Source organism: Pseudomonas sp. R11F (assembly GCF_050312575.1).
Taxonomy (GTDB): Bacteria; Pseudomonadota; Gammaproteobacteria; order Pseudomonadales; family Pseudomonadaceae; genus Aquipseudomonas; species Aquipseudomonas palleroniana.
On sequence record NZ_JBNPJU010000067.1, the window covers coordinates 1 to 24,243 of the forward strand.

21 protein-coding genes are annotated in these 24,243 nt (G+C 62.2%); 2 read left to right on the top strand and 19 right to left on the bottom strand.

Going from position 1 to position 24,243, the window contains the following annotated elements:
• Positions 1 to 76: 76 nt before the first annotated feature.
• The 6 genes from ACQRBV_RS20570 to ACQRBV_RS20595 all read right to left on the bottom strand — a co-directional run bounded on the left by ACQRBV_RS20570 (position 77) and on the right by ACQRBV_RS20595 (position 5,063).
• A complete protein-coding gene (locus ACQRBV_RS20570; RefSeq protein ID WP_411984229.1) occupies positions 77 to 1,243 on the bottom strand; it encodes a cystathionine gamma-synthase in 1,167 nt (388 codons plus the stop codon).
• Positions 1,240 to 2,616: a pyridoxal-phosphate dependent enzyme gene (locus ACQRBV_RS20575; RefSeq protein WP_411984228.1), complete on the bottom strand. Its 1,377-nt coding sequence runs from the start codon at positions 2,614 to 2,616 to the stop codon at positions 1,240 to 1,242. Before ACQRBV_RS20575 ends, ACQRBV_RS20570 begins: the two co-directional genes overlap by 4 nt.
• 32 nt (positions 2,617 to 2,648) lie before the next feature.
• Positions 2,649 to 3,131 (bottom strand): VOC family protein, encoded by a 483-nt coding sequence (locus tag ACQRBV_RS20580; RefSeq protein WP_090370780.1) that lies wholly within the window; start codon positions 3,129 to 3,131, stop codon positions 2,649 to 2,651.
• Between the two features lie 52 nt (positions 3,132 to 3,183).
• On the bottom strand, positions 3,184 to 3,570 hold the full coding sequence (locus tag ACQRBV_RS20585; RefSeq protein WP_411984227.1) for an ester cyclase: 387 nt from the start codon (positions 3,568 to 3,570) through the stop codon (positions 3,184 to 3,186).
• Positions 3,567 to 4,151: an AAA family ATPase gene (locus tag ACQRBV_RS20590; protein WP_411984226.1), complete on the bottom strand. Its 585-nt coding sequence runs from the start codon at positions 4,149 to 4,151 to the stop codon at positions 3,567 to 3,569. The genes ACQRBV_RS20585 and ACQRBV_RS20590 overlap by 4 nt, the downstream gene beginning before the upstream one ends.
• 66 nt (positions 4,152 to 4,217) lie before the next feature.
• Positions 4,218 to 5,063, bottom strand: a complete 846-nt coding sequence (locus tag ACQRBV_RS20595; protein WP_411984225.1) for a nucleotidyltransferase domain-containing protein — start codon at positions 5,061 to 5,063, stop codon at positions 4,218 to 4,220.
• Between the two features lie 235 nt (positions 5,064 to 5,298).
• Here ACQRBV_RS20595 and ACQRBV_RS20600 point away from each other — a divergent pair, with 235 nt between their 5' ends.
• Positions 5,299 to 5,823, top strand: coding sequence for a GNAT family N-acetyltransferase (locus ACQRBV_RS20600; RefSeq protein ID WP_411984412.1), 525 nt, complete (start codon positions 5,299 to 5,301; stop codon positions 5,821 to 5,823).
• A 15-nt stretch (positions 5,824 to 5,838) separates the two neighbouring features.
• Here the strand turns inward: ACQRBV_RS20600 and ACQRBV_RS20605 are convergent, their stop codons facing one another.
• Positions 5,839 to 6,462 carry a LysE family translocator gene (locus ACQRBV_RS20605; protein WP_198761195.1) on the bottom strand — a complete coding sequence of 208 codons (624 nt, stop codon included), beginning with the start codon at positions 6,460 to 6,462 and terminating at the stop codon, positions 5,839 to 5,841.
• Between the two features lie 162 nt (positions 6,463 to 6,624).
• Between ACQRBV_RS20605 and ACQRBV_RS20610 the strand changes: the two genes are divergently transcribed.
• The gene (locus ACQRBV_RS20610; protein WP_244383392.1) at positions 6,625 to 7,095 is read left to right on the top strand and encodes a GNAT family N-acetyltransferase; all 471 of its coding nucleotides are present in this window, start codon (positions 6,625 to 6,627) and stop codon (positions 7,093 to 7,095) included.
• A 26-nt stretch (positions 7,096 to 7,121) separates the two neighbouring features.
• Here the strand turns inward: ACQRBV_RS20610 and ACQRBV_RS20615 are convergent, their stop codons facing one another.
• From ACQRBV_RS20615 to treZ, 12 genes are all read right to left on the bottom strand, one after another.
• Entirely contained in the window at positions 7,122 to 8,141 is a 1,020-nt protein-coding gene (locus ACQRBV_RS20615; protein ID WP_411984224.1) for an alpha/beta fold hydrolase, read from the bottom strand.
• A 135-nt stretch (positions 8,142 to 8,276) separates the two neighbouring features.
• Positions 8,277 to 10,877, bottom strand: a complete 2,601-nt coding sequence (locus ACQRBV_RS20620; protein ID WP_411984223.1) for an autotransporter outer membrane beta-barrel domain-containing protein — start codon at positions 10,875 to 10,877, stop codon at positions 8,277 to 8,279.
• A 248-nt stretch (positions 10,878 to 11,125) separates the two neighbouring features.
• The gene (locus ACQRBV_RS20625; RefSeq protein WP_205343955.1) at positions 11,126 to 11,887 is read right to left on the bottom strand and encodes a PIG-L deacetylase family protein; all 762 of its coding nucleotides are present in this window, start codon (positions 11,885 to 11,887) and stop codon (positions 11,126 to 11,128) included.
• Positions 11,888 to 12,069: 182 nt separating this feature from the next.
• Positions 12,070 to 12,729, bottom strand: a complete 660-nt coding sequence (locus ACQRBV_RS20630) for a glycosyltransferase (RefSeq protein ID WP_060752706.1) — start codon at positions 12,727 to 12,729, stop codon at positions 12,070 to 12,072.
• Complete coding sequence (locus ACQRBV_RS20635; protein WP_205343954.1) at positions 12,726 to 13,325, bottom strand: SAM-dependent methyltransferase; 600 nt, start codon at positions 13,323 to 13,325, stop codon at positions 12,726 to 12,728. The genes ACQRBV_RS20630 and ACQRBV_RS20635 overlap by 4 nt, the downstream gene beginning before the upstream one ends.
• Complete coding sequence (locus ACQRBV_RS20640; RefSeq protein WP_060752708.1) at positions 13,322 to 14,080, bottom strand: PIG-L deacetylase family protein; 759 nt, start codon at positions 14,078 to 14,080, stop codon at positions 13,322 to 13,324. The genes ACQRBV_RS20635 and ACQRBV_RS20640 overlap by 4 nt, the downstream gene beginning before the upstream one ends.
• Positions 14,077 to 15,075 (bottom strand): acyl-CoA dehydrogenase, encoded by a 999-nt coding sequence (locus ACQRBV_RS20645; protein ID WP_411984222.1) that lies wholly within the window; start codon positions 15,073 to 15,075, stop codon positions 14,077 to 14,079. Before ACQRBV_RS20645 ends, ACQRBV_RS20640 begins: the two co-directional genes overlap by 4 nt.
• A gap of 1 nt (position 15,076) precedes the next feature.
• On the bottom strand, positions 15,077 to 17,236 hold the full coding sequence (gene glgX / locus ACQRBV_RS20650; protein ID WP_411984221.1) for a glycogen debranching protein GlgX: 2,160 nt from the start codon (positions 17,234 to 17,236) through the stop codon (positions 15,077 to 15,079).
• 132 nt (positions 17,237 to 17,368) lie between these two features.
• Entirely contained in the window at positions 17,369 to 17,635 is a 267-nt protein-coding gene (locus ACQRBV_RS20655; RefSeq protein ID WP_060752711.1) for a DUF2934 domain-containing protein, read from the bottom strand.
• Between the two features lie 24 nt (positions 17,636 to 17,659).
• Positions 17,660 to 20,410 carry a malto-oligosyltrehalose synthase gene (locus ACQRBV_RS20660; RefSeq protein WP_411984220.1) on the bottom strand — a complete coding sequence of 917 codons (2,751 nt, stop codon included), beginning with the start codon at positions 20,408 to 20,410 and terminating at the stop codon, positions 17,660 to 17,662.
• A complete protein-coding gene (malQ, locus tag ACQRBV_RS20665) occupies positions 20,407 to 22,491 on the bottom strand; it encodes a 4-alpha-glucanotransferase (RefSeq protein ID WP_411984219.1) in 2,085 nt (694 codons plus the stop codon). Before malQ ends, ACQRBV_RS20660 begins: the two co-directional genes overlap by 4 nt.
• Positions 22,488 to 24,233, bottom strand: coding sequence for a malto-oligosyltrehalose trehalohydrolase (treZ, locus tag ACQRBV_RS20670; protein WP_411984218.1), 1,746 nt, complete (start codon positions 24,231 to 24,233; stop codon positions 22,488 to 22,490). Before treZ ends, malQ begins: the two co-directional genes overlap by 4 nt.
• Between the last annotated feature and the right edge of the window lie 10 nt (positions 24,234 to 24,243).

Consider the following 24,243-nt stretch of genomic DNA (forward strand, 5'->3'; position numbering starts at 1 on the left):
AACTGCGGCGTCCTTGTTGGGGCGGCTTCGCCCCCCAGCGCGGGGCAAGCCCGCTCACTACAGCCACTAGGGGTGTTTAGATGTATGACAGGGCATGGGCCAGGTCTGCGCGTAGATCTTCCACCTCTTCCACCCCCACCGACAACCTTACCAACCCATCGCCAATCCCCAACTGCGCCCGCGTAGCGGCCGGGATGCTCGCGTGGGTCATGATTGCCGGGTGTTCGATCAGGCTTTCCACGCCGCCCAGGCTTTCCGCCAGGGCGAAGATCCTGACGTTTTCCAGGAAGCGTGTGGCGCCGGCCAGGTTGCTGTTCAAATCGACTGAAATCATCCCGCCAAACCCGTGCATCTGCCGGCGGGCCAGCTCGTGCTGTGGATGAGACGCCAGCCCTGGGTAATACACCCGTGACACTTGCGGCTGTTGTTCCAGCCAGGTGGCCAGTTCCAGGGCGTTGCTGCAATGGCGTTCCATGCGCAGCGCCAGGGTTTTCACGCCGCGCAGGGTCAGGAAGGCATCGAACGGACCGGCGATGGCGCCGACCGAGTTCTGCAGGAAGCCCAGGCGCTGCGCCAATTCCGGATTGTGACCCACAACGGCGATGCCACCGATCACGTCGGAATGGCCGTTCAGGTACTTGGTGGTGGAGTGCACCACAATGTCGAAACCCAGCTCCAGCGGGCGCTGAATCCATGGGCTGGCGAAGGTGTTATCGGCGACGCAGATAATCCCGCGATCCCGGCAGATACGCGCGATTGCACTGAGGTCGGTGAGGCTCAGCAGCGGGTTACTCGGCGTTTCGACCCAGACCATGCGCGTGTTCGCCTGCAACGCCGTCTCAAATGCCACTGCATTGCTCAAGTCGACGTAGCTGAAGGTGTGCCCGGCACTGCGCTGGCGCACTTTGTCGAACAGGCGAAAGGTGCCACCGTACAAATCGTTGCCGGAGACGATATGCGCGCCGGCATCGAGCAGTTCCAGCACGGTGGAGATCGCCGCCAACCCCGAGGCGAAGGCAAACGCCTGGCTGCCACCTTCGAGGTCGGCGACGCAGCGTTCCAGGGCAAAACGCGTGGGGTTATGCGAGCGCCCGTAATCGAACCCCTGGTGCACGCCGGGGCTGCTTTGCCGGTACGTGGAGTTGGCGTAGATCGGCGGCATCAACGCGCCCGTGGTCGGGTCTGGAGATTGCCCGGCATGGATCACGCGGGTGGCGAAAGCGCTTTTATCGGACTGACTCATGCAAGGGATCTCCGTAGGTGGTTGAGCAGGTCGACGCGGGTAATCAAGCCGTGGAAGCCTGAGGCGTCGGCGATGATGGCGACCAGGCCGCGATCGAGTTCGGCCTGCAACTCAACCAGGCTGGCACTCGGCGACAAGGTGTGCAGGGTGTTGGTCATGGCGCTGGCAACGATCATGGTGAACTCCGCAGCGTCATGATGTAGCCCCAGTAAAATATCGGACTCGTCGATCACCCCGACCAGTTGCTCGCCATCCACCAGCACCGGCAGTTGCGAGACATCGGCCAGGCGCATGCGCTGGAAGGCGGTGAGCAAGGTGTCATCGGGGCTGACGCTGATCACCCGGCCGTCTTCGAAGCGCCGGGCGATCAGGTCGCGCAGGTCGCCATAATGCTTGTATTGCAACAGGCCGGCGTCCTGCATCCATTGGTCGTTATAGACTTTCGACAGATAGCGTGTGCCGGTGTCGCACACAAACGTGACCACGCGCTTGGGCACAGTCTGCTCGCGGCAATAGCGCAGGGCGGCGGCGAGCAGGGTGCCGGTCGAGGACCCGCCGAGAATCCCTTCGGCCTTGAGCAATTGACGGGCGTGGTCGAAGCTCTCTTCATCGCTGATGGAATAGGCATGGCGCACGCTGGAAAGGTCGGCAATCGACGGCACAAAGTCTTCCCCGATGCCTTCCACGGCCCAGGAACCAGGGGTTTCCAACTGGCCGCTGCGGCTGTATTCGGCCATCACCGAGCCCACCGGGTCGGCCAGCACTATTTCCAGCTCCGGCTGCACGCGTTGGAAGAAACGGGTCAGGCCGGTGAGGGTACCGGCCGAGCCGACGCCCACTACGATCGCGTCGACGTCGTGCTGGGTCTGTGCCCAGATCTCCGGCGCGGTGCTGGTTTCGTGGGCCATGGGGTTGGCGGGGTTGTTGAACTGGTCGGCGAAAAACGAGCCGGGAATGTCCTTGGCCAGGCGTGCGGCCACGTCCTGGTAGTACTCGGGGTGGCCCTTGCCGACGTCGGAGCGGGTGATATGCACTTCGGCTCCCATGGCCTTGAGGTGCAGCACCTTTTCGGTGGACATCTTGTCGGGCACCACCAGCACCACGCGGTAGCCCTTGGCCCGGCCCACCAGCGCCAGGCCCAGGCCGGTGTTGCCGGCGGTGGCTTCGACAATGGTGCCTCCGGGGCGCAGGCGGCCGTCACGCTCGGCGGCGTCGATCATGGCCAGGCCGATGCGGTCCTTGATCGAGCCGCCGGGGTTCTGCGATTCCAGTTTGAGAAACAGTGTGCAGAGGCCAGTGTCAAAGCGGCTGACCCGGACCAACGGTGTGTTGCCGATCAGTTCGAGTACGGCGGGGCGGGGTTGTACGGGCATGGGGTCACCTGGGGGCTGAAGGGGCCTAGGGGTCAACGTCCGGCTACGGCAGCCTCGATGGCGGCGACGTCGATCTTGGTCATGCTCATCATGGCGTCAAAGGCGCGCTTGGCGATGGCCGGGTCGGGATGGCTGATCGCTGCGCTCAACACTCGCGGGGTGATCTGCCACGACACGCCCCACTTGTCCTTGCACCAGCCACAGGCGCTGGCCTGGCCACCGTTATCGATAATGGCGTGCCAATAACGGTCGGTTTCAGCCTGGTCGTCCGTCGCCACCTGGAACGAAAACGCTTCAGTCTGCGGGAACACCGGGCCGCCATTGAGGCCCAGGCAGGCAACGCCCATCACCGTGAATTCGACGGTCAACACGTCGCCTTGCTTGCCCGAAGGGTAGTCGCCCGGCGCAAGGTGCACGGCGTCGACGCGGCTGTCGGGAAAGGTCGCGGCATAGAAGGCCGCCGCCTCCTGGGCGGTGCCGTTGTACCAGAGGCACAGGGTATTTTTATGCTTCATCTCAACGCTCCACTGGGTTGATGGGTGCGTGGAGTTTAGACGACGCCAGCCATCACAGCTGTCGTTCGACCGCCGCCTTGTCGATCACTGACCAGACGTGCGCAAATCTGCCGTTGTCGACTTCGTAAAATACGTTCTCATCAAAGACCACCTGTTTGCCGTTGATCGGCAATCCGAAAAACTCCCCACGAGGGTGGACGTTGAAGTTAAGCCGGCTGGCAATCCTGGGCGGGTCGACCACCAGCAGTTGGATGCGAAACGCCAGGTCGGGAATTTCGCGAAAGTCGCGCTCCAGCATGGCGCGATAACCCGCGAGCCCCACGGCGGAGGCGTTGTAGGTGACGTCAGGCGCGACGAAATCACCCAGGTGCGCCCAATCCTGGCGGTTGAGGCAGTCGATGTAGCCGTTGTAGAGATCGGTGAGTTCGGTTTTGGTCATCGAATGTTTTCTCTTAAAGGGGGCTTTCCTGTTGCGGGCCAGGACGCTACTTGAGACAACGCATGAATGACATCCGCCGCCATCTTTTCAGCACTGCTCAACCCATCGACTCTGACAATCGGAACGGTTTGCTTCGACAACCACCGTTCGTGGCGCGCCCTGTTGCGCCCGGAAAAGGTCGGGTCGTCGTACCGCGAAGCCCATTCCTTGAAGGCCACATGGATCTCATGCATGTCGCCACCCGGTTCGAGTCTATCGCCATAGCGCTGTTTTTCACGTGCGGCCAGGCGTTCAAGGCGAACAGAGGTTGGCGTTACAACAAACACAATCAGGTCAGCGTTTTTGATCAGTGCATCTCCCCACTCCGCACAAGAACCGGTGAGTACCCAATTGTCATCACCGAAGCGTTGCTGAATCAGCGCCACGCGCTCCTCGGGCGCACGTTTGGTTGTAAACGGTGGGTTAGTGGGTAGCCAATAAAAGTCATCGACATCGAAGTGACGAAGGCTGAGTGAAGAGGCGAGGGCATGACCCAGTGTTGTCACGCCTGCACACGACGCGCCTGTGATGTGGATCCGCACTTTTCCCTCCATACAACGTTGTTTTTGAGGTCCGCAAGAAGCGTTTGGACGTTTATGTACGGGCCTCTAGCGAACATCATGATTGCCTTGCTCAAGCTCGCTTGGCGTGTGACCCGCTTCGTCCCGAAGCGCAAGCCAATGGGTTTCTTTAACCATCCAGGTCAAAAAATCGCGGAGCAGGCACGCAAATGTTTTTGGCTCAGCACAAGGACTCTTCGCCTCAGACAAGAAAAAACAGACCTGCATTCCCTTGTCGGGATAGTGATGCACAAACAGCTCGACGTGCTCTTCCAACGTTTGTGGCCACATCAGGTCCTGTTCGACGCAAAGTACTTGAGTTGAGCGGATGAGTTTGCGTGAGGCCTCTCGTTGCAAGCGTAGTGATTGCGCCGGCGTGGTCGTCTGATCGATAGCTTCTGCATAGCGTGCCAATACGGTCTCAAAGTCACCATTGACGGCAATGGCGATGTCACGCGACGGCTTGAGCCGATCAAAGCGGTTGCTCAGGTCATTTCCCCACAAGCAACGGCAGTGGTGCTTGAGCCAGTACCCCCAGCTCAACCGATTATCAGCCGCCAGTACTTCAGAGCGACTGCCGATGTCGAAATCGATTTTGATGACTTCAGCATGCTGACTTTCCAGCCTGCGCTTTTTCGATTCGAGTATTTCCAGATCCTGTGATGTAGCGGCGCTTTGCAGCACAAGGGTCAGGTCAAGGTCAGAACCTCCTGGAATGGCGTTGCCTCGAGCAACACTGCCGTAGATATAGATTCCATCCAGTAGGGGGCTCGACTGCGTGAGCGTCGTGCAAACGTCCCGCAATAAATCCTGGAATTGTGGCTGCATCTCGACGTTGGACGGGGTGAGGATATAGCCGTCGTCATCAATGCCACGAGAATCAAATCGTTCCATGAAGCCGTCCGTGAGTTGGAGTGAAAATAGGGGCGGACTGAAATTGTGGTTTGAACCTGGCTTTATTCCTTCAAGCCCGGCGTGTCATTTCAAACGACAAATCCTAAGCGCCTACCGATAGGTCGTCTATTGTTGAGCACTTCGGACCATGACTGTCATCAGTTTTTCGTCTTCACGGGACATATTGAAGCGACCACTACCTCAAGTTCTCAATGTCCAAACAAGGCATTCATCAATGATTCGCAAGGCATTACCTACCGACGCAAGGGCGATTGCCCAGGTTCATATCAGCAGTTGGCAACAGGCCTATCGGGACTTGATGCCTGCCGAATACCTGACCTCGTTGCAAGCCACTCTGGCTCAGCGTGAGGTGTTTTGGGCTCGCTCGATTGAAGCGGGCGAATCGAACGTATGGGTGGCTGAGCTGGGCAAGCAGGTCGTTGGCTGGATCTCGGTCGGCGCCAGCCGTGATGAAGATGCCGCCCAGGGGCAGGTGGGTGAGGTCATGGCGATCTATGTGTTAGCCGGGTGCTGGCACACCGGTATCGGGCTCGCTTTGTGGAAAGCCGGCGAGCAGTCCTTGAGGGAGCAGGGCTTTCAGCGTTTGACGCTTTGGGTCCTGGTCGGTAATCAAAGAGCTATCCGGTTTTATCGCCGGGCCGGGTGCGTTGAGGAAGCGGGCAGCGAGCGCGATCTGCAGAGGGGCGGGACAGCACTGGTCGAGATGAGATACGGGTTGTCCTTTACCCCACCCCGGTAGTGAGCCCCGACGACATCATCCCGCCCGGCGTGCGGTCAACAGCACCGTCGCCGCAGCCGACAACAACCCTGCGCAGCAACGATTGAATATCCGCTTGCCCCGTGGCTCGGCAAACCAGCGGCGCATGTGCAGGCCCATGTAGGCATAAGCGCTGATGGCGATCCACTCCAGTGCCAGGAACAGTGCACCCAGTAGCGCGAACTGTGGCGTGATCGGTTGGCCGGGTACTACAAACTGTGGAAGGAAGGCGGTGAAGATCAGGATGGCTTTCGGGTTGCCTGCCGCCACCAGAAACTCCTGGCGTGCCAACCCCCACAAACCCACCTTGGCCGTACTCGCCTGCGCCTCTGCCTGGGGATTGGCCCGCCACAACTGAAACGCCAGATAAAACAGGTACGCCGCCCCCAGAATCTTGATCCCGTAGAACAACAACTCCGAGGTTTGCAGCACCACCGCCAAGCCTGCAGAGGCGAGGGCGATCATGCCGGCGAAAGCCAGCAGGCGGCCGATGCCGGCAAGGCAGGATATGCGGTAGCCGTAGCGTGTGGCGTTGCTCACGGACAGCAGGTTGTTGGGGCCTGGGGCCATGTTCAGGGCGAAGCAGGCGGGGAGGAAGAGGGTGAGGGTGGTGAGGTCCATGTGCACTCCAGTCGACTCGGGCAGAGGTGGTCACTAGGGTACGAGAGGGACGGGGGCCGTAACAACTGAACAACACAATTGCGCAGGGCTTGGCTTGATAAACAGATAGAGTTCGCTGTTCAGGGCGCGAGTTGTCTGCGCTGTAAAACGGAAAATCGACTCATGGATCATATTACCTATCGTACGGCCACGCCTGATGACGTTTCGTTGTGTATCCAAATCCGCGGGCTGACGAGAGAAAATGCATTTTCAGAAGAAGCGCTGCGTGCGCTGGGCATCACGGTCGAGTCCTGGAGTGCCGGCATCGTTGACGGCAGTTCTATCGGCGTTGTCGCCTGTGTGAACGGCAGGATAGTCGGGTATTGCTTTGGTGAGCGGAGCACCGGCGAAGTCACGGTGCTCGCGCTCCTTGGGGAATACGAAGGGCAAGGGATCGGCAAGTCCTTGCTGGGGCAAGTGACCGCTGAACTCCACCACGCAGGCTTTGAACGTTTGTTTCTGGCGTGTGCCAGCGACCCGAATGTACGCTCTTATGGTTTCTATCGGCACTTGGGCTGGACGTGGACAGGAGAGTGCGATGAAGAGGGTGACCATATTCTCGAGTTTGCGATTGCCGAGGGTGGTTTGAAATAGCCGGATTTTTTTCCGGCTATCGAGCTTTACAGATGATCCGCATCCACCACGGCCTTGGCGAACGCCTCGGGCGCTTCCTGGGGCAAGTTGTGGCCGATACCGCCATTGACCTGACGGAACTGGTACTTGCCGGTGAACCGCTTGGCATAGTCCTCCGGTTGCGGGTGCGGTGCGCCGTTGGCGTCGCCTTCCAGGGTGATGGTCGGCACGCCAATCGACGGCGAGGTGGCGAGTTGCTGCTCCAGTGCCGCGTACTGCGCCTCTCCCTGCACCAGCCCCAGACGCCAGCGGTAATTGAAGACGGTGATGGCGACGTGGTCGGGGTTGTCCAGGCCCTGGGCGCTGCGGTTGAAGGTGGCGTCGTCGAACTGCCATTGCGGTGAGGCGGTCTGCCAGATCAGCTTGGCGAAGTCGTGGGTGTTTTTCTGATAGCCCGCCGCGCCGCGCTCGGTGGCGAAGTAGAACTGGTACCACCATTGCAACTCGGCCTTGGGTGGCAACGGGTTCTTGCCGGCGGCCTGGTTGCCGATCAGGTAACCGCTGACCGACACCAGCGCCTTGACCCGCTCCGGCCACAGCGCCGAGACGATATCCGCCGAGCGTGCGCCCCAGTCATAACCCCCAAGTACCGCTTGCTTGATCTTCAGGGCATCCATGAAGTCGATCACATCCTGGGCCAATGCGGCGGGTTCGCCATTGCGCAGGGTTTTATCCGACAGAAAACGCGTGTCGCCATAACCACGGGCGTAGGGGATCAGTACGCGATAACCCTTGGCTGCGAGCAGTGGGGCAACGTTGGCGTAGCTGTCGATATCGTAGGGCCAGCCGTGCAGCAGGATCACCGCCTGGCCGTTGGCCGGGCCGACTTCGGCGTAGGCCACCTCCAGCAGGCCTGCCTTGATGTGCTTGAGAGCACCGAAGCTGGATTGGCTGACGGCGTGTGGGATATTGGTCTCAGGCATTTCGGCATTGGCCACGCCCACGGCGCCGAGTGGCGACAGGGCCAGGGCCAGGAACAGAGAGCGGCGGTTCAACTGAGTGTGCATGGCGAGCCTCCTACGGCTTGATGTGTGCCTGGCTCTCAGTTGAACGCCGGGTGGTATCTGGCGTGTGTCAGCGATGCGCCTCGGTTCAGGGGTTATGTATCGCAGTGGTCGCCATACACACTGCGATACAAAGACTCAGAAATCGACCTGCACACCCACGGTGCCTGATCGTCCGTTGACGGCATTGCTGTCGAGATTGCGGGTGTAACCCAACTCGCCGTAAACGCTGACATCCTGGGCGACTTTCAGCGTTGCGCCGACTTTGAGCTCCATCGTGGTGGATTTCTGCTCGGTATCGATGTCGGTCACGCCGTTAAACCTCACGGTATTCGTGCCGGCGCTGGTATGCCAAACGTTGGCCCGCACATAGGGTTGCAGCGGCATGCCACGCACCTGGTAGTCACCCCGCAGCCGCGCGCCAAGGCGGGTGGTGACGTTGGTGTCGCTGTGGAACGTGATTGCGGAGGAGCCGTCATTTTGACTATCCAGTGAGCTGCGCCCCACGATGAACTGGCCTTGGGGTTCAAGTTCCCAATGTGGGCTGATGGAAAACGGCCAGCCGACTTCGGCCGAGGCCGTCACGTCGCGCCCCTTGACCTTCATCTTGATGCCCCGATCAGACTCGCTATGCCCGTCGATCCAGGACTTCATCAGCACCAGGTCGAGGTAGGCACGGTTGGCCCCAATCAACGTCCAATAGACGCCCAGGCTCTTGTTGCGCAAGGTGACGTCGCCGGCATTGTTGTCCTCAAAGCCGTCATTGAAGCCTTTGATACTGCCTTGCAAACGACCCAGGCCAACGAACAGGCCGGCGCGTTGGGTCTGGCCGGTGTCGTGAGCGTGGGCATAGAGATCGGTGCCCAGTTGGTAGCCGCTCCGCGAGCTGTTCAATGTGGGGTTCACCGTCCCGGTAAAACCCTGGCGACCATTGCTGCCATACACCCTGGCCCAGCCGGTGGGGAATACACCGGTCTGTCGCTGTTGGGCCTGGTCACCCTGGCGCTCGTGATAGGTGCCGAGCATGCCTTGCACCATTTGTTGCACTGCGGGATACAACACGGAATAGAGGGGCACTTCCTCGCGGTAGAGCGGGATCGGCTTGACGATGGGATTAATCGGGGCCGCCGGGTCTACGGGCGTGACCACAGGGTTCGGCGGCAGCGGCGGGGTGCCCGGTACCGGCTCCGGTAGCGGGGTGACGATGACCGGGTCAGGCGGTGGCGTGACAGGGACGGTGTTGCGCAGGTAATAGTTTTGCTCCGTGCCTGGGGTGACGCCGCCCTTGAACAGGTAGTAATTGAAGGCGCCTGCGGATACCCCGGAGGAGGTAAAGGCAGTGCCAGCGCCGGTCGCGCCGTTGATCGCCTGCACCACCAGAATACCGTCTTGCAAGGTCGCAGCGCCTTTGCCGCCGAGGTTGGTGACGCTGAGGCTGGTGGTGCCGCTGAGGGTGCCCTGGCTCACCACCAGCTTGTCACTGGGCGAACCGTCGCCGTCCAATACGCTACTGAGCGCGAGCCGGCCACCGGCGCCGTTATAGTTACCATTGACGGTCAGACTGTGGGTGGCCGTGGGGTTGCCGGTCATGTCGATCTGCCCGCCGTTGTTCAGTGTGGCCAGTTGACCGCTGGTGAAGGGGCTGATGATACCCGTGTCCACCAACAGCGTGCTTGAGCCGTCGACTGTCATCGTGCCAGTTCCGCTGCCGCTGTCTCCCAGCACGAAGGTGCCGCCCAATTTCAGGCCGGAGTTGTTGTCCAGACGCACCGTCTCCCAGTTGCTAAAGCGTTCCGGTTGGCCAGCCTGAGTGTTATCCAGGGTCAGCGTATCGTTACCGGGGCCACCATCGAGTTGCGACGTGGACAACACCGTGCTCTCGCTCAGGTTCTGGAGCAGCGCGGTGTCGTTATCGGCCCCCAACAGGATCGCGCCATGAATGAGCCCGGCGTCGCGCCAGATGAAGGTGTCGTCACCCGTGCCGGCGAGAATCTGGCCCATGATCTCTCCGCCAGTGACCTGGATGAAGTCGTCGCCACCGCTGGTGCTGATATTGCCGCCGACATGGGCAGTGCCTGAAATCAGGATGGTGTCTTTGTCGAAGCCGGTGACTACGCTGCCGTCCACATCCCCACCGCTCATATCGAACAGGTTTTTTTCGAGGCGCATGTCCACCCGGCCGATACGGCCGCCGGTCATCGTTGCGCGGTCGCCGCTGAGAAACGCTCCTTTGATCCAGCCACCACTTATGTTGAGCTCATCGCTGCCGTCTCCCTGGTCCACTGACTCGACGATGCCGCCGCTCATAAAGAGCTTATCCGTACCGGCACCTTGGAAGATTGCCCGCGCCTGACCACCACTGATCTGCATCACATCGGCGCCCGCGCCTTGCGTCACGTCACCGTTGATGATGCCCTTGTTCAGCCGGAAGATATTGGCGCCATCGCCCATATCCACTGAGGCATTGACCTGTGTGCCGGGTGCATCCAGTTGCACCAGGTCGCCGCCTGGCCCCAAGCGGATATTGCCGCTGATCACCGCATTACCACTGGGGAACAGCACCTGGTTATCGCCCGTCAAGGCGGTGATGCCAGGGGTGGTGCCGCTGGTGCAGGTGAAAATCTGGCCTGAAGGCCCGGGGCTCGTGGTACAGGCCCCTTGGGAAAGAAGCGGCCAGGTGGCGAGCATCGCTGATGCAGCAATGCCCAGGTAAAGCCTGGGTGAAGTTGGTGTGCGCATGATCCGCCCTCGCTCAAGAGGCTCGTTGTCCTGGTACCTGAGCAATCCAGGTAGGGTTCAGGCCATGACAACGTGAAGCGCGATACGGATCAGGGAATACGGGTTACCTGTTCGAAAACACCGGCCAATGCAAAGGGTTGGCATGGCTTTCTCGACTGCACCTCAACTTGTGCAGCACTTTGCGCACCTTAGTCGCAGTTCGCCAGGGGCACCACTGTCAGAAATAACAGGTATAGACGAGTGCCCAGCTAGACAAACACGATTTCATAAGGCTCGCGCATCCGTTCGAGCAGCACCTGGGCCATCATCGGGGCGAGGCCAATTTGCGGGTCGCCGGCCAACTGGCTGGCGTAGGCGTGCGCGGCGTGCAGCTTGCGCGCCACGCTCCAGCTGTCCAGGCGCACCTTGCGTGCGCGCTGCCAGGGAATCACCACGCCTTCCCGCGCCGGCCAATGCCAGGCCCAGATGGGTAGCTCATACAGCTGCGCGCCTACCAGGCTGCACGCCTTGGCGCTGGCCCGGCCGACGGCATCGTGGTCTGCATTGCCGTCGCGGCGCCAGGTGGTGAAGACCACGTCGCCGGGTTGCAGGTAGCGGGCGATGAATTGGCTCATCGGCTGCTCGCGTGCAGGCAGCGCATTGTCGAGGAACCCACCGCGAATCCATTTCAGGCTGTGCAACGGCATGCCCAGGCGGCGCAGGGCTTCGACGCTTTCCTGTGGTCGTACCACGCTCAGGCGCCTGGCCGGCCATACGTTCGAGCCAGGATGGCTGGCACTGCCATCGGTGATGGAGATCAACTTCAGCGGATGCTCGCGGGTGCTGAGCAGTTGCAGCAAACCGCCACAGGCCAGGACTTCATCGCCAGGGTGGGGCGCGATCACCACCACGCGGGCGCCGGGCGGCGCCAGTGAGGTCAAAGAAATGATGGGTATTTGCGCCAGTTGCGGCGCGCTGTTCCAGATTTGCGCGGGGCCGCGACGGCCTTCGCTTAACGAGGCAGGCTTCATGGGGGTGTCACATCCTTGTCGGTTGATGCGGGGTCGTGCCCGGTTGACGGGACGACTCCTTTTTATTCACCTCAGGCTCCTGCCTGTAGTGAGTGCGCGGCGTTCCAACCCTGGAACGCTGTGCAAGGCGTTATGAGCATAGACAAGGATCTAGCGCTTTTACATGTCGGCCAGGCGTTTTTTTACGCAAGCTGCACCAGGCTTTTCAGGTAGTCACCGAACCCGCCTTGGGCGCGACAATCCAGGCGTGCGCTGGTGATCACCTGCGGCGAATGGCTCCAGGCGATGGAGGCGCCGCAGCGTTCCAGGTTGCGCACCAACTGCACATCCTCATGGCACGCCAGCGGCTCGAAACCACCGGCCTGTACGTAGGCACCGGCACTCACGCCCAGGTTGGCGCCGTGGATATGCCGATGGCCGTCACGGGCCTCATACGCCTGGTGATAGCGAATCTGCGCCGCCGGATCGAAACCTTCGCTCCAGGCATCCACGGTGACCGTGCCGCACACCGCATCCACGCCCAGCGCCAGCTGCGCTACCAACCAATCGGGGGCGACGCGGCTGTCGGCGTCGGTGCAGGCGATCCATCGCGCGCCCTGGTTGAGCAAGTGTCGCGCGCCCACACCGCGCGCCTGGCCCACATTGCGCGCCTGCACCTGAAGGCTGTGTACCTCGTACGCCTGGGCAATCGACGCGCTGGCGTCGCTGCAACTGTCGAGCACCACGAGGATGTGTACCGCCTCGCCGAGCAAGCCTGGGTGACTGGCCGCGATCATCGCTGCCTTCAAGCACTCGCCCAACAACTTTTCTTCGTTATGGACCGGGATCAAAATGCCGATCATCGCAGGCCCTCATGGCTTGCGACCGAGGTGCCATCGCGGCTCCACAGGTCGAGTAGAAAATCCTCTTCGTGATGCTGCACCACCGGGTGCATGCCCAGTCGCTGCTGGAGCAGGGCGTGCACCTGTTCGGCGGTCTGCGGGCAACCCTCGATAAGCGGCCGCCAGTGGCAGGCCAGCAGTTGGCCGTTGGGGGCCAGTGAGGCGAGGGCGCAGTCAATCAGGCGGCGCAGATCAGCGGCGTCCAGGTAGTAGCCCAACTCGCTGAGTACGATCAACTCGAACTGGCCGGTCGGCCATTGTTCGGGCAGGCGGCGTTGCTGCACCTGGGCGTGGGGAAAAGCCGACAGACGCGTCTTGGCCAGGCCCACAGCCGTCGCCGCGGTGTCGCAACACACCAGTTGATCGCAGCGCGTGGCCAGCTCGGCGCTCAGTTCGCCGTTGGCACAGCCGGGTTCGAAGATCGATGTGTAGTGCGCCCGTGTGAGCACGGCCAGGGTCAGGGCACGCTTGCGCTGTTCATACCAGCGTTGACGAAAGGCCCAGGGGTCGTCGTTGCCGGCAAACAGTTGGTCGAAATACGGGGTGGCCACGCTCATACAAACACCACTTCAAAAGGTTGCAGCAAGCGCTCCACCACATAGGGCGCCAGCACCGGGGCCAAGCCCGCCTGCGGGTCGCCCTCCAACTGGCTGGCAAAGGCGTGGATGGCGTGACGCTTGCGGGCGACCGCCTGGGGCGTCATCGGGATCTTGCGGGCGCGGTGCCAGGGCACCTGACTGTCTTCGGGGGTGGCCCAGTGCCAAGTCCACACCGGCAATTCGTACAAGGTCGCGCCCACGGCCTGCGCCGCTTGGGCGCTGGCACGGCCGACCGCTTCATGATCGCAATGACCGTCCTCACGCCAGGTGGTAAACACCACGTCGGTGGCCTTGAGGTAGCGCTGGATGAACGCGGCCAACTGCGCTTCCCGCGCCGCGACCTGGCTGTCGGCAAAACCTGCCCGCAGCCATTTCAAACTGTGTAACGGCAGGCCAAGGCGGTGCAGGGCCTGGGCCGACTCCTGTGGGCGCACCACGCTCAGGCGTTCCACCGGCCAGCGGCGCGAGCCCGGATGACTGGCGCTGCCGTCGGTGACGGAAATCAACTGAATGGGCCGCTCCAACGTCGCGAGGACCTGCATCAGGCCGCCACACCCGAGCACTTCATCGTCCGGGTGAGGTGCGATGATCACGGCGCGATGGCCTTCGGGCACCAACTGCTCGACGCTGACCACCGGCAACTCGGCCAGGCGCGTCGATGCCTGCCATTGATGCAACGGCGTGCCTTGGCCGACGATCGGATTGGGTCTCATAACTGCCACCTTCCTGTGGGTTCGCCTGCGACCTGTTCACCCAGGGCGGCCAGGTCGCGTTCGGCATGACTTTGACGCACATACACCGGCAGATCCGCGATCAACTGAGCGAAGTGCGGGTCCTTGCAATAAGGTCCCGCGCCCACGGCCCGGCCGACGTGGTGGATCACCTGTTCAACGGTGTCCTCAATGCAGGCGCGTGTCTGTTGAGCCAACAGCCGCGCATCGGCGCTCGGCTGCCGGTCGATCTGTTCGGCACTGGCACGCAGTACACACGCGGCGCTGTTCAAGGCGCTGTCGACTGCGCCTAGATGGGCGAGGGCGTGAGGTTCGGGGCGTTTTGCACACTGCTCACGCAGTACCTCAGCCAGGCGTTGGGCGGCGCCATACCAACAGGCGGCGATCCCGACCCCGCCTTGCCAGAAGCCCGGGCGTGACAGGTAATCGCCCGGGCCGCCGACCGCGAGGCCGCGAGCCTCGTTGAAGACGATTTCGACACTGCCGGTAGCCGCCATGCCGACGGCATCCCAGCCTTCGTCGGTCACGGTGATGCCGGGTTGATCCATGGCCACCGCGACCAATTGCTGGCGATCTTGCTCATCCCAGGCCGTCAGCAACCCGTGGCTGACCACCGCCGCCCCGGAGCACCAAGCCTTGCGCCCGTCGATCAGCAACCGGTGCCCGTCACGCCGCACCCGCACCTTCGCGGTGGGCGGCTCGGCGGCCCACATGCCCCAGGTGCTGCCCAAGGGCGGCGCGGGGCTGTGCAGCTCGGCGATGATTGCCAAGGCATCGGTATGCCCTTCGAACAACTTGCACAGGCGCAAATCATGCCCAGCCACTTGGGCCAGGCGGCTGAAGCGCGCCAATGTCGCGCCGCTGCCGGGCAACGGCAGCTGGTCCAGGCCTTCCTCCTGCAGCGCCCTCAGCGCCTGGCCGAGGGCCTGCGTATCCGCATAGCCCTGATAGCCTTGAAGGAAATGATGGAACGCCATGTCACACCTCGTCGTCGCGCTGCAGTTCGAACAGCAGCAGTGAACGTCCCGTCACCGCGTACTCGTGGTCGAAATCAAAGCGCTCCTGGCCACGTACCGCGGGTTGATTGGTGTCGAGCAGGCAGGTCCAGCATTCACCTTCAGGCACCGGCGGCAGACGGAAATTGACCATGTCGTGGTGCGCGTTGACCACCAGCAGCAAGGTGGCGTCGGCACCCGCGCGGCGAATCCCGGTTTCCTGGGCGCGGCCATCCATCAACATGCCCAGGCAACGGCCGTGGCTTTCCTGCCATTGTTCGGTGCTCATCTCATTGCCGTCCGGCGCCAGCCATGTGACGTCTTTCACACCGATATCTTCGTTGTAGTCGCCCACCAGGAAGCGGCCCCGACGCAGGATAGGGTAGGCCAGACGCAACTTGATCAAGCGTTTGACGAACTTGAGCAGTGCCTTGCCGTCATCGTCCAGGTCCCAGTTGACCCAGCCGATCTCGCTGTCCTGGCAATACGCGTTGTTGTTGCCGTGTTGGGTGCGCGCAAACTCGTCGCCGGCCACAATCATGGGCGTGCCCTGGGCCAGCAGCAGGGTGGCGAAGAAGTTACGCATCTGGCGCAGGCGCAGCGCGTTGATTTCCGGATCATCGGTGGGGCCTTCGACGCCATGGTTCCATGACAGGTTGTTGTTGCTGCCGTCCTGGTTATTCTCGTCGTTGGCTTCGTTGTGCTTGTCGTTATAGGAGACCAGATCGTGCAGGGTGAAACCGTCGTGGGCGGTGATGAAGTTCACCGAGCTGTACGGCCGGCGGCCCCGATGGTTGAACATCTCACCGGAGGCGGTCATGCGCCCGGCGAAATCCGCCAGTTGGCCATCGTCGCCTTTCCAGAAGGCGCGCACGGTATCGCGGAAGCGGTCGTTCCATTCCACCCAGCCCGGTGGGAAGTTGCCCACTTGATAACCGCCTGGGCCGCAGTCCCATGGCTCGGCAATCAGTTTCAGCTGGCGCAGCACCGGATCCTGACGGCAGGCGACCAGGAAGCTGTGGCGCTCGTCGAAGCCGTCACGGTAGCGCCCGAGGATCGTCGCCAGATCGAAGCGGAAGCCGTCGACGTGCATCTCGTTGGCCCAGTAACGCAAGGAGTCGGTGACCATTTGCAGGACGCACGGATGGCTCAGATCCAGGGTGTTGCCGGTGCCGGAGTCGTTGATGTAGAAGCGCTTGTCGTCGGGCATCAGCCGGTAGTAGGAGGCGTTGTCGATACCGCGCATGGACAGGGTCGGGCCGCGTTCGTTGCCTTCGGCGGTGTGGTTGTAGACCACGTCGAGGATTACTTCCAGCTTCTGCTCGTGCAGGTGCGCGACCATCTCCTTGAATTCTGCGATCTTGCCGCTGGCCAGGTAACGCGGGTCGGGGGCAAAGAACGCGATGCTGTTGTAGCCCCAATAGTTGGTCATGCCTTTTTGCAGCAGGTGTTGGTCGTTGACGAACGCATGCACAGGCAGCAACTCGACCGACGATACGCCCAATTGGCGGATGTGCTTGAGCACATCGTCGTTCATCAACCCGGCGCAGGTGCCGCGTACCGAGTCGCCCACCGAAGGGTGACGCATGCTGATGCCGCGCAGGTGGGTCTCGTAGATGATCGTACGGTCCCATGGCACTCGCACCGGTTGGTCGTTGCCCCAGGTGTGTGCCGGGTCAATCACTTTGCACTTGGGCACGAAGGGCGCGCTGTCGCGTTCGTCGAAACTGAGGTCGTCGTCCGGATGGCCGATGGTGTAGCCGAACAGCGCCTCGGACCATTTGAGTTCGCCCACCAGCTGTTTGGCGTAGGGGTCGATCAGCAATTTGTTGTGGTTGAAGCGATGGCCGTTGGCCGGGTCATAGGGGCCGTACACCCGGTAGCCATAGATCAACCCGGGGTGGGCGTCGGGCAGGTAGCCGTGGAAGATCTCGTCGGTGTATTCAGGCAGTTCGATACGCTCAAGCTCTACCTCACCAGCGTCATCGAACAGGCACAGTTCGACCTTGGTGGCATTCGCCGAGAACAGCGCGAAGTTGACGCCCAGACCGTCCCAGGTGGCGCCCAGAGGGAAGGGCAAGCCTTCACGGATTCGCGACGGCTCATTGCCCGGCGTCGATGGGGTCTTTTGGGGTTTGCTCATTCGATGTTGCTCCTGCAAGGGTCTTTTTCCGGGCCGAACGAAACCGCGCTGACGAGGGTTCAGCTGAGAAGTTTGAAAAGTGAGTTCACCTCCTGCCGGCGAGACCGGCAGAAGGCTTATGGCGTCACGGGGTTACGGCTTGGGCTTTTTCGGCGCCGCCGGTTTCTTGGCCGGCGGCGGTGCCGGTTTGCTTACCGCTGCCGGCTTGGCTTTTGTCGCAGGCGGCTTGGCAGCGGCCTTCGGTTTGGCGGCGGGCTTAGGTTTGCTTGGCGTCAGTGCTTCGGCTTCCGCCAACTTGCGTGCCATCTCCCAGTGGCGTGCATCTTCGCCGTGAGGCTTGCCTTCAGACTCCCAGATCTGATGCGCCAGTTCGCGTATTCGTTTGTCGTCAGTACTCATCACAATGCTCCTCGCAGAAAATTTTCAGCTTTCTTGATCATCAGGATTGATAAAGACATTGACTGGGCATTCCCCCAGGGCAGTGCTGATCAACAGCTCCTTGTTGGGTGTGACTGCGCCCGTTTGAAAAAGTCCCTTCCAGTTTTGCGTTATGCCGGTAAACGGTAATTTCACCCGCGTATCGCCCCAAACCCGCGCAGGAATATGCGGCCGTTCACTGTTTTCAAGCAGGCGATGGGGCCAGCGTGGCACCACCACCAGTACGCGTTTGCCCTGCTGTTCGCGGTAGAACGCGACCACGTGTTCGGCATGGGTGCCCTCGACCTCCAAGGGCGTGTAGCTGCCCCGGCTGAACACTTCGGGGTGGGCCTTGCGCAAGGCCAGTACCTGGGCGATCACCGCTTGTTTGATACGCCCATCGCGCCAGTTGGACAAGCCTTCTTCGATGCCCGGTGGTGCCTGCAACGCGCGTTGCCGTGCGCTGAAATCCACCGGACGGCGGTTGTCCGGGTCCACCAGGCTGAAGTCCCAGAACTCATCGCCCTGGTACAGGTCCGGCACCCCCGGCACGGTAAGGCGAAGCAAGGTTTGCGCCAGACCATTCAAGGCGCCGGCCGGTGCGATGGCCTCGGCGGCTTGCGCCAGCGCAGTGCGTAATGGCTGGCCTTCAGGGCTGAGCAACAGGCGCGACAGGAACGTTTCAACCGCTTTCTCATAGGCTTCGTTCGGTGCGCTCCAACTGCTCTGCAACTTGGCCTCGCGCAGGGCCTTCTGTTGCCATTGCCAGAGTCGTTGCTGGTAGCCCTCAAGGTCAGGGTTGGCGTCCAGCGGCCAACTGCCGAGCAGTACTTGATAAAGGATCAGTTCATCGCCGGCCGAGGGGCCATTGCCATCCTCGCGTAATGGCGTCGCCAGGTGGCGCCAGTGCTGCACTTGTTCGGCGTACCACGGTGCGCACTCGCTGATCACCGCCAAGCGCGCACGGCTGTCTTCACCGCGTTTATGGTCATGGGTGGCGGTGGCCAGCAGGTTATCGGGAAAGCTCTGCAAGCGTTGTTGGTTGGCGGCATGAAAGTCGGTCAGGGAGGCGCTGAACTGCTCAGTGCTGAAGCCCACATCGTTACGCGACAGCAACACCGCCGAACGATAAAACGCAGTGTCCTCCACGGCCTTGGCCGCGGCCGGCGAGGTCAGCTGCTGGAAGCGCACGCAGGCATGCTTGAGTATCTTGCGCTCGCGCCCGCGCGGGCGATTGCGCCAAGGCTGGCCGCCCAACCAGTTTTCCAGGTGGTCAAGCACCGGCCAGTCACCTTCACTCAGGATCTCGCGGGCGCCGCTCATGGCGTGCTGGAAGACACGCTCATCGTCGGCACTGCGGCCCTGGGCGCTGATATAAGTGCGGTACACCGGGAAGTGCACGATCAGCGCCTGCAACGCACGGCGGATCGCGCCCAGTGTCAGGTCACGCGTCATCACATCGTCGCGGGCCACTTGCAACAGTGCCTGGGCGACGCTTTCAAAGTCGCCGGCCAACGAGCCGTTGAGGATTTGCTGGCGCGCCAGCCACGCCTCTTCGATGAATGCCGAGGGGCGTTCGCTATGGTGCGTCCATAATTGCGCCAGCGGCTCAAAGCCTTGCGGGTCATGTTGCAGCAGTGACAGCTGGTTCATGAATTCATAGCCGGTGGTTCCGTCCACCTGCCAGTCCTGGCGCAGGGTTTCGCCTTCGCCCAGAATCTTTTCCACGAAGATCGGCACGTGCCGCCCGGGCGCCAGCGCATCCACTCGACGACGCAACTTGCGGCAGTAGCCCCGTGGGTCGGCCAGGCCGTCGACATGGTCAATGCGCAAGCCGTCCACCAGGCCCTGGCTGATCAGTTCGAAGATCTTGGCGTGGGTGGCCTCGAATACGGCGCTGCGCTCGACGCGCAGGCCACCCAGTTCGTTCACGTCGAAGAAGCGTCGCCAGTTGATGTCGTCGGCGGCGGTACGCCAGCTGGCCAGGCGGTAAGTCTGTTGTTCCAGTAACTGGTGCAGTTGCTCGAAGCCCTCAGGCGTACGGCTGTCGAACGCCTTGAGCCGCTGTTCGATGGCCGGCGACACTTCGCTCGCGCGCTCGGCAAGCGCCTGCTTGAGCGCGGCCGCTTCGCGGTAGGCATCGTCCTGATAGGCGAGGGCGCTGAAACGGTCGGCCAGTGGCTTGAGCGATTCATCGTGGCCGAGAATCACGCCATAGTCTCTCGGGCAGATCGGAAAGCGATGTTCGTAATGCTCGACGTAGAAAGCGCCGTGTTCAGTATCGAAATGCAGGGTCAGCGTGCCGCTTTGCAAGGCTTCGCCGTAGTCGCTGCCCAGGAACGGCATCAACAGCTGGCCCTTGAGCAGCGGGTCGGGGGAGTGCCACTGGATATCGAAGAATTCGCTGTAGGGGCTCAGGCGGCCCCACTCCAGCAGGTCCAGCCACCAAGGGTTGTCGGCACCGCCGACGGCCATGTGGTTGGAGACGATATCCAGGATCAACCCCATCCCGTGCTCTCGCAATGTGGCCACGAGGCGGTGCAGGGCAGGCTCGCCGCCCAGCTCCGGGTTGATGCGGGTGGGGTCGACGACATCGTACCCGTGCATGGAGCCGGCCCGGGCGCAGAGTAGTGGTGAGGCGTATAGATGGCTGATGCCCAGCCGGGCGAAATACGGCACCAGCGGCACCGCATCATCGAGGGTGAAACCTTTATGAAATTGCAGGCGTTGGGTGGCGCGTAAAGGGGATGCTTTCATCGGTCACGCTCGTGGGCCTGGTTACGGGCTACGGCCAGCAGTTCGAGGCGGCGGGCGGCACCGGCATTGTCGAGTAGGCTGGACGCCTCGCCGGGCAGGCGGCGGCGCCAATTGGGGTGGGTGTCGGTAGTACCGGGCAGGTTGGCCTGCTGTTCCAGGCCCAGCGCGTCCTCCAGGGGCAGCAGCACCAACGGTGCACGGGTGTGGCCCAGGTAGCGCACGCTGGCGTCGATCATATGGTCGGTCTCATTGCGGATCTCATCGACGAAATTCTGTGGGTCCTGGCTCAACGCCTGACGCAACGCCTGGCGTTCACGCAGGCGGTGTTCGCTCCATTGCTCCACGGTGGGGGCATCGATCAGGCCCAGTTGGATATTCCATTCGATATCGCGGCTGTGCCACCAGCCGTTGAGGGTCGGCAAATCATGGGTGCTGGTGGTGGCCAGGGCGTTATCCGGCCAGTCGAGAATCGGTTTGAATTGGCCATCGTGATTCTGTTCGAACAACAGCACGCGCATGCCAAGGATCGAGCGGCCGCTGAGTTTTTCCCGCAGGCCGTCGGGCACTGTGCCCAGGTCTTCACCCAGCACAATGGCCTGGTGGCGATGGGACTCCAGGGCCAACAGGCGCAGCATGTCATCCACCGGGTAATACAGGTACGCCCCGTCACGTGGCGATGCGCCGTTGGGGATCACCCACAGGCGTTGCAGGCCCATCACATGGTCGATACGCAGGCCGCCGGCATGTGCGAAGTTGGCCCGCAACATCTCGATAAAGGCTCGAAAACCGTTGCGCTTGAGGCCCTCCGGGGAGAATGCGGAGATGCCCCAGCCTTGGCCCGCGCGGTTAAGGATGTCCGGTGGTGCTCCCACGGTGAGGTCGGCCAGCAGTTCATCCTGGCGGCTCCACGCCTGGCTGCCGCCGCCGTCGGCGCCGACGGCCAGGTCAGCGATCAGGCCAACGCCCATGCCGCTGCCCCGGGCGGCTTGCTGTGCCCGTTGCAGGCTGCGGGCGATCAGCCATTGGCAGAAGGCGAAGTAGCCGATCTCGTCGCGGTGTTCCTCGGCGAACTGGGCCAGGGCCGGGCTCTGCGGGGTACGCCAGTCTTGTGGCCAGTGGCGCCAGTCGAGGTCTTCGCCGGCAGCGGCGCGCTGGGCTTGCACGGCTTCGAAGCGGCAGTGGTTTTCCAGGGCTTCACCGCCGGTCTGGCGGAAACTGAGGAAGTCGGCGTGTTGCGGGTGCTCGCCCTGGCGGAAATCTTCATACAGCGTGCGCAGCAAGCGTTGCTTGGCCTTGGCGGCGGCGGGCCAGTCGATCAGCGGCAGTTGTTCAAGGGCATGCAGTTCCTCTTCCAACCCGGCGGCGGCAATCGCGTTGCGTACTTCACGCTCGCCCAGGATGCACGCCGGGGAGGCATACAGGCTGTTGAGAAACAGGCGGCTGGACGGTGAATAAGGGCTGTAGCGCTCGGTGTCGGCGCTGAACATGGCGTGCATCGGGCTGATCGCCAGGGCGTCGGCACCGCGTTCGGCGGCGGAACGGACCAGGTGCTCCAGGGCCAGGGTGTCGCCAAAACCGCCGTCACCGAGGCGCCGCAGGCCATACAGTTGGGCGCTCAGGCCCCAGGCGCGGGCGGGACGGCTGTCGACCGCCTCGGCCACGCTGTAGCAGTGGTCGGGAGCCACGGCCAGGGTGAAGGTCTGGTCGGCGATATGCACACAGTGGTAGCCCAGGGCAATGATGCCAGGCAGCACGGCATTACCGTCGAGGCGCAACTCCAGGGTTTCACCCTGTTCCAGGCTGACCCGGCAGGGCGTGTCCGGCGCGAAGTAGCGCGCCAGGTCCAAGGGCTCACCGGAGTCGATGGTCATGAGGGGCGGCAGGTGCTTGTCTTGTTGCACCTGCTCAAGTTCCAGCAGGCTGGCGTCGATCTCGGCGTCGGTGTCGGCCGGGTGGCCCAGGCCTTTGAGCACCGCGCGCAGGGCGTCGGGTTTCACATGTTGCGGGCGGCCGTTGGCGTCGATCCAATCGACGGCCAGGCCCGCGCGGCTGGCGAGGATTTCCAGGTTCGCTTCGCTCAAGGGTGATCTCCAACAGGGGTTAGAAAGACGCGTACGCTGAAGGGCGCCAGCAGCGCGCCCTGATTGGCCGGCGTTTGGAAAAGACAGGCGTGCGGCGCTGCGTGTTCGAGGGGCTCGGCGCTCAGGTTGAGGTCGATTTGCAACAGGCTGCCGTTGCCCAGCCGCCAGCGGGCGCTGACGGCGCCGTCGGCCAGCACCCGCGCCCCGAGAGCCACGCAGCCGGGCAAGTGGGGCACGATATGTTGGTGACGCAGGCTCAGCAGTTGCCGGTAGAGCTGGGTGTGTTCGTTCTCGCTAAACGAAGGGATCGAACGCTGGAAGGTTGTCAGGGCATTGGGATCGGGAATCCGCTCACGCTGTTCAGGGTCATTGAAGGCGGCGAAGTCGGCAAACTCATTGCGTCGGCCTTCGCGTACCGCCTCAGCCAGTTCGCCGTGATGATCGGTGAAAAACAGGAAGGGTTCTTCGGCCGCCACCTCATCGCCCATGAACACCAAAGGAATCATCGGCGACAGCAGCAATAACGTAGTGGCGGCTTTCAGGGCCTGGGGTGAACACAACTGATGCAGGCGTTCACCCAAGGCGCGATTGCCGATCTGGTCATGGTTCTGCAAGAACAGTACGAAGGCACTCGGCGGCAGGTGCCCGCTGGGCTCACCGCGAGGGTCGCCGTGGCGGTTGGCCTGCCCCTGGTAGATAAAACCTTCGCTCAGGCAGCGAGCCAACAGGGCCGTGGTGTCTGCGGCAAAGTCGCGGTAATAGGCGTCGGTCTCGCCGGTCAGCAGCACATGCAGGGCATTGTGGCCGTCGTCGTTCCATTGCGCATCGAAATCCTGTTCCAGCAGGTTGGCCTGGTTGTGCTCGTTTTCCAGCACCAGCCACACCTGGCGGCCCAGGTCGACCTGTTCGCGCACACGCTGCGCCAACGCGTGCAGGAACCCGGGGTTGTCGATGGCGTGCACGGCGTCCAGGCGCAAGCCGTCGAAGCGATATTCCAGCAGCCACATCAGCGCGTTATCGAGGAAGAAGTCGCGTACTTCCCGACGATCGAAATCGATCCCGGCGCCCCAGGGCGTGTGCACGTCTTCTTGAAAGAACGCCTTGGCGTATTGGCCCAGGTAGTTACCATCGGGCCCGAAATGGTTGTAGACCACATCGAGAATCACCGCCAGGCCGTGTCCATGGGCGCTGTCGATCAGGTGCTTGAGTTGTTCGGGCGTGCCGTAGGAGGCCTGCGGTGCATAGGGCAGCACCCCGTCGTAGCCCCAATTGCGCTCGCCGGGAAACTGCGCCAAGGGCATCAGCTCGATAGCGGTGAAGCCCAGTTCAGCCAGGCGTGGCAGGTGTTTTTCAACGGCGGCGTAGCCCCCCAGTGCCCCGACATGCAGCTCGTAGATCACCGCTTCATGCCAGGGCCGGCCTTGCCAGTGGCTGTTCTGCCAGGGGTAAGCGAGCGGGTCGACGACCCGGCTCCAACCGTGGACATCCGAGACCTGGGCCCTGGACGCCGGGTCGGGGACATCGGTTTCCCCGTCGATGTTGTAGCGGTAGCAAGTGCCCGCCGGGCACTTGACCTCTACTTCGAACCAGCCATCTGCCTGGGGCAGCATGGCGATGGATTTTCCGTCTTTGAATTCAACGCTGACATAAAACGCGTCTGGCGCCCACAAGGCAAAACGCGTGTGTTGCGCGTCCAGCATGATTGCACCGTGGGGCCAGGTTTCCAGAGTCCATGACGGCATCTGTGAAGAC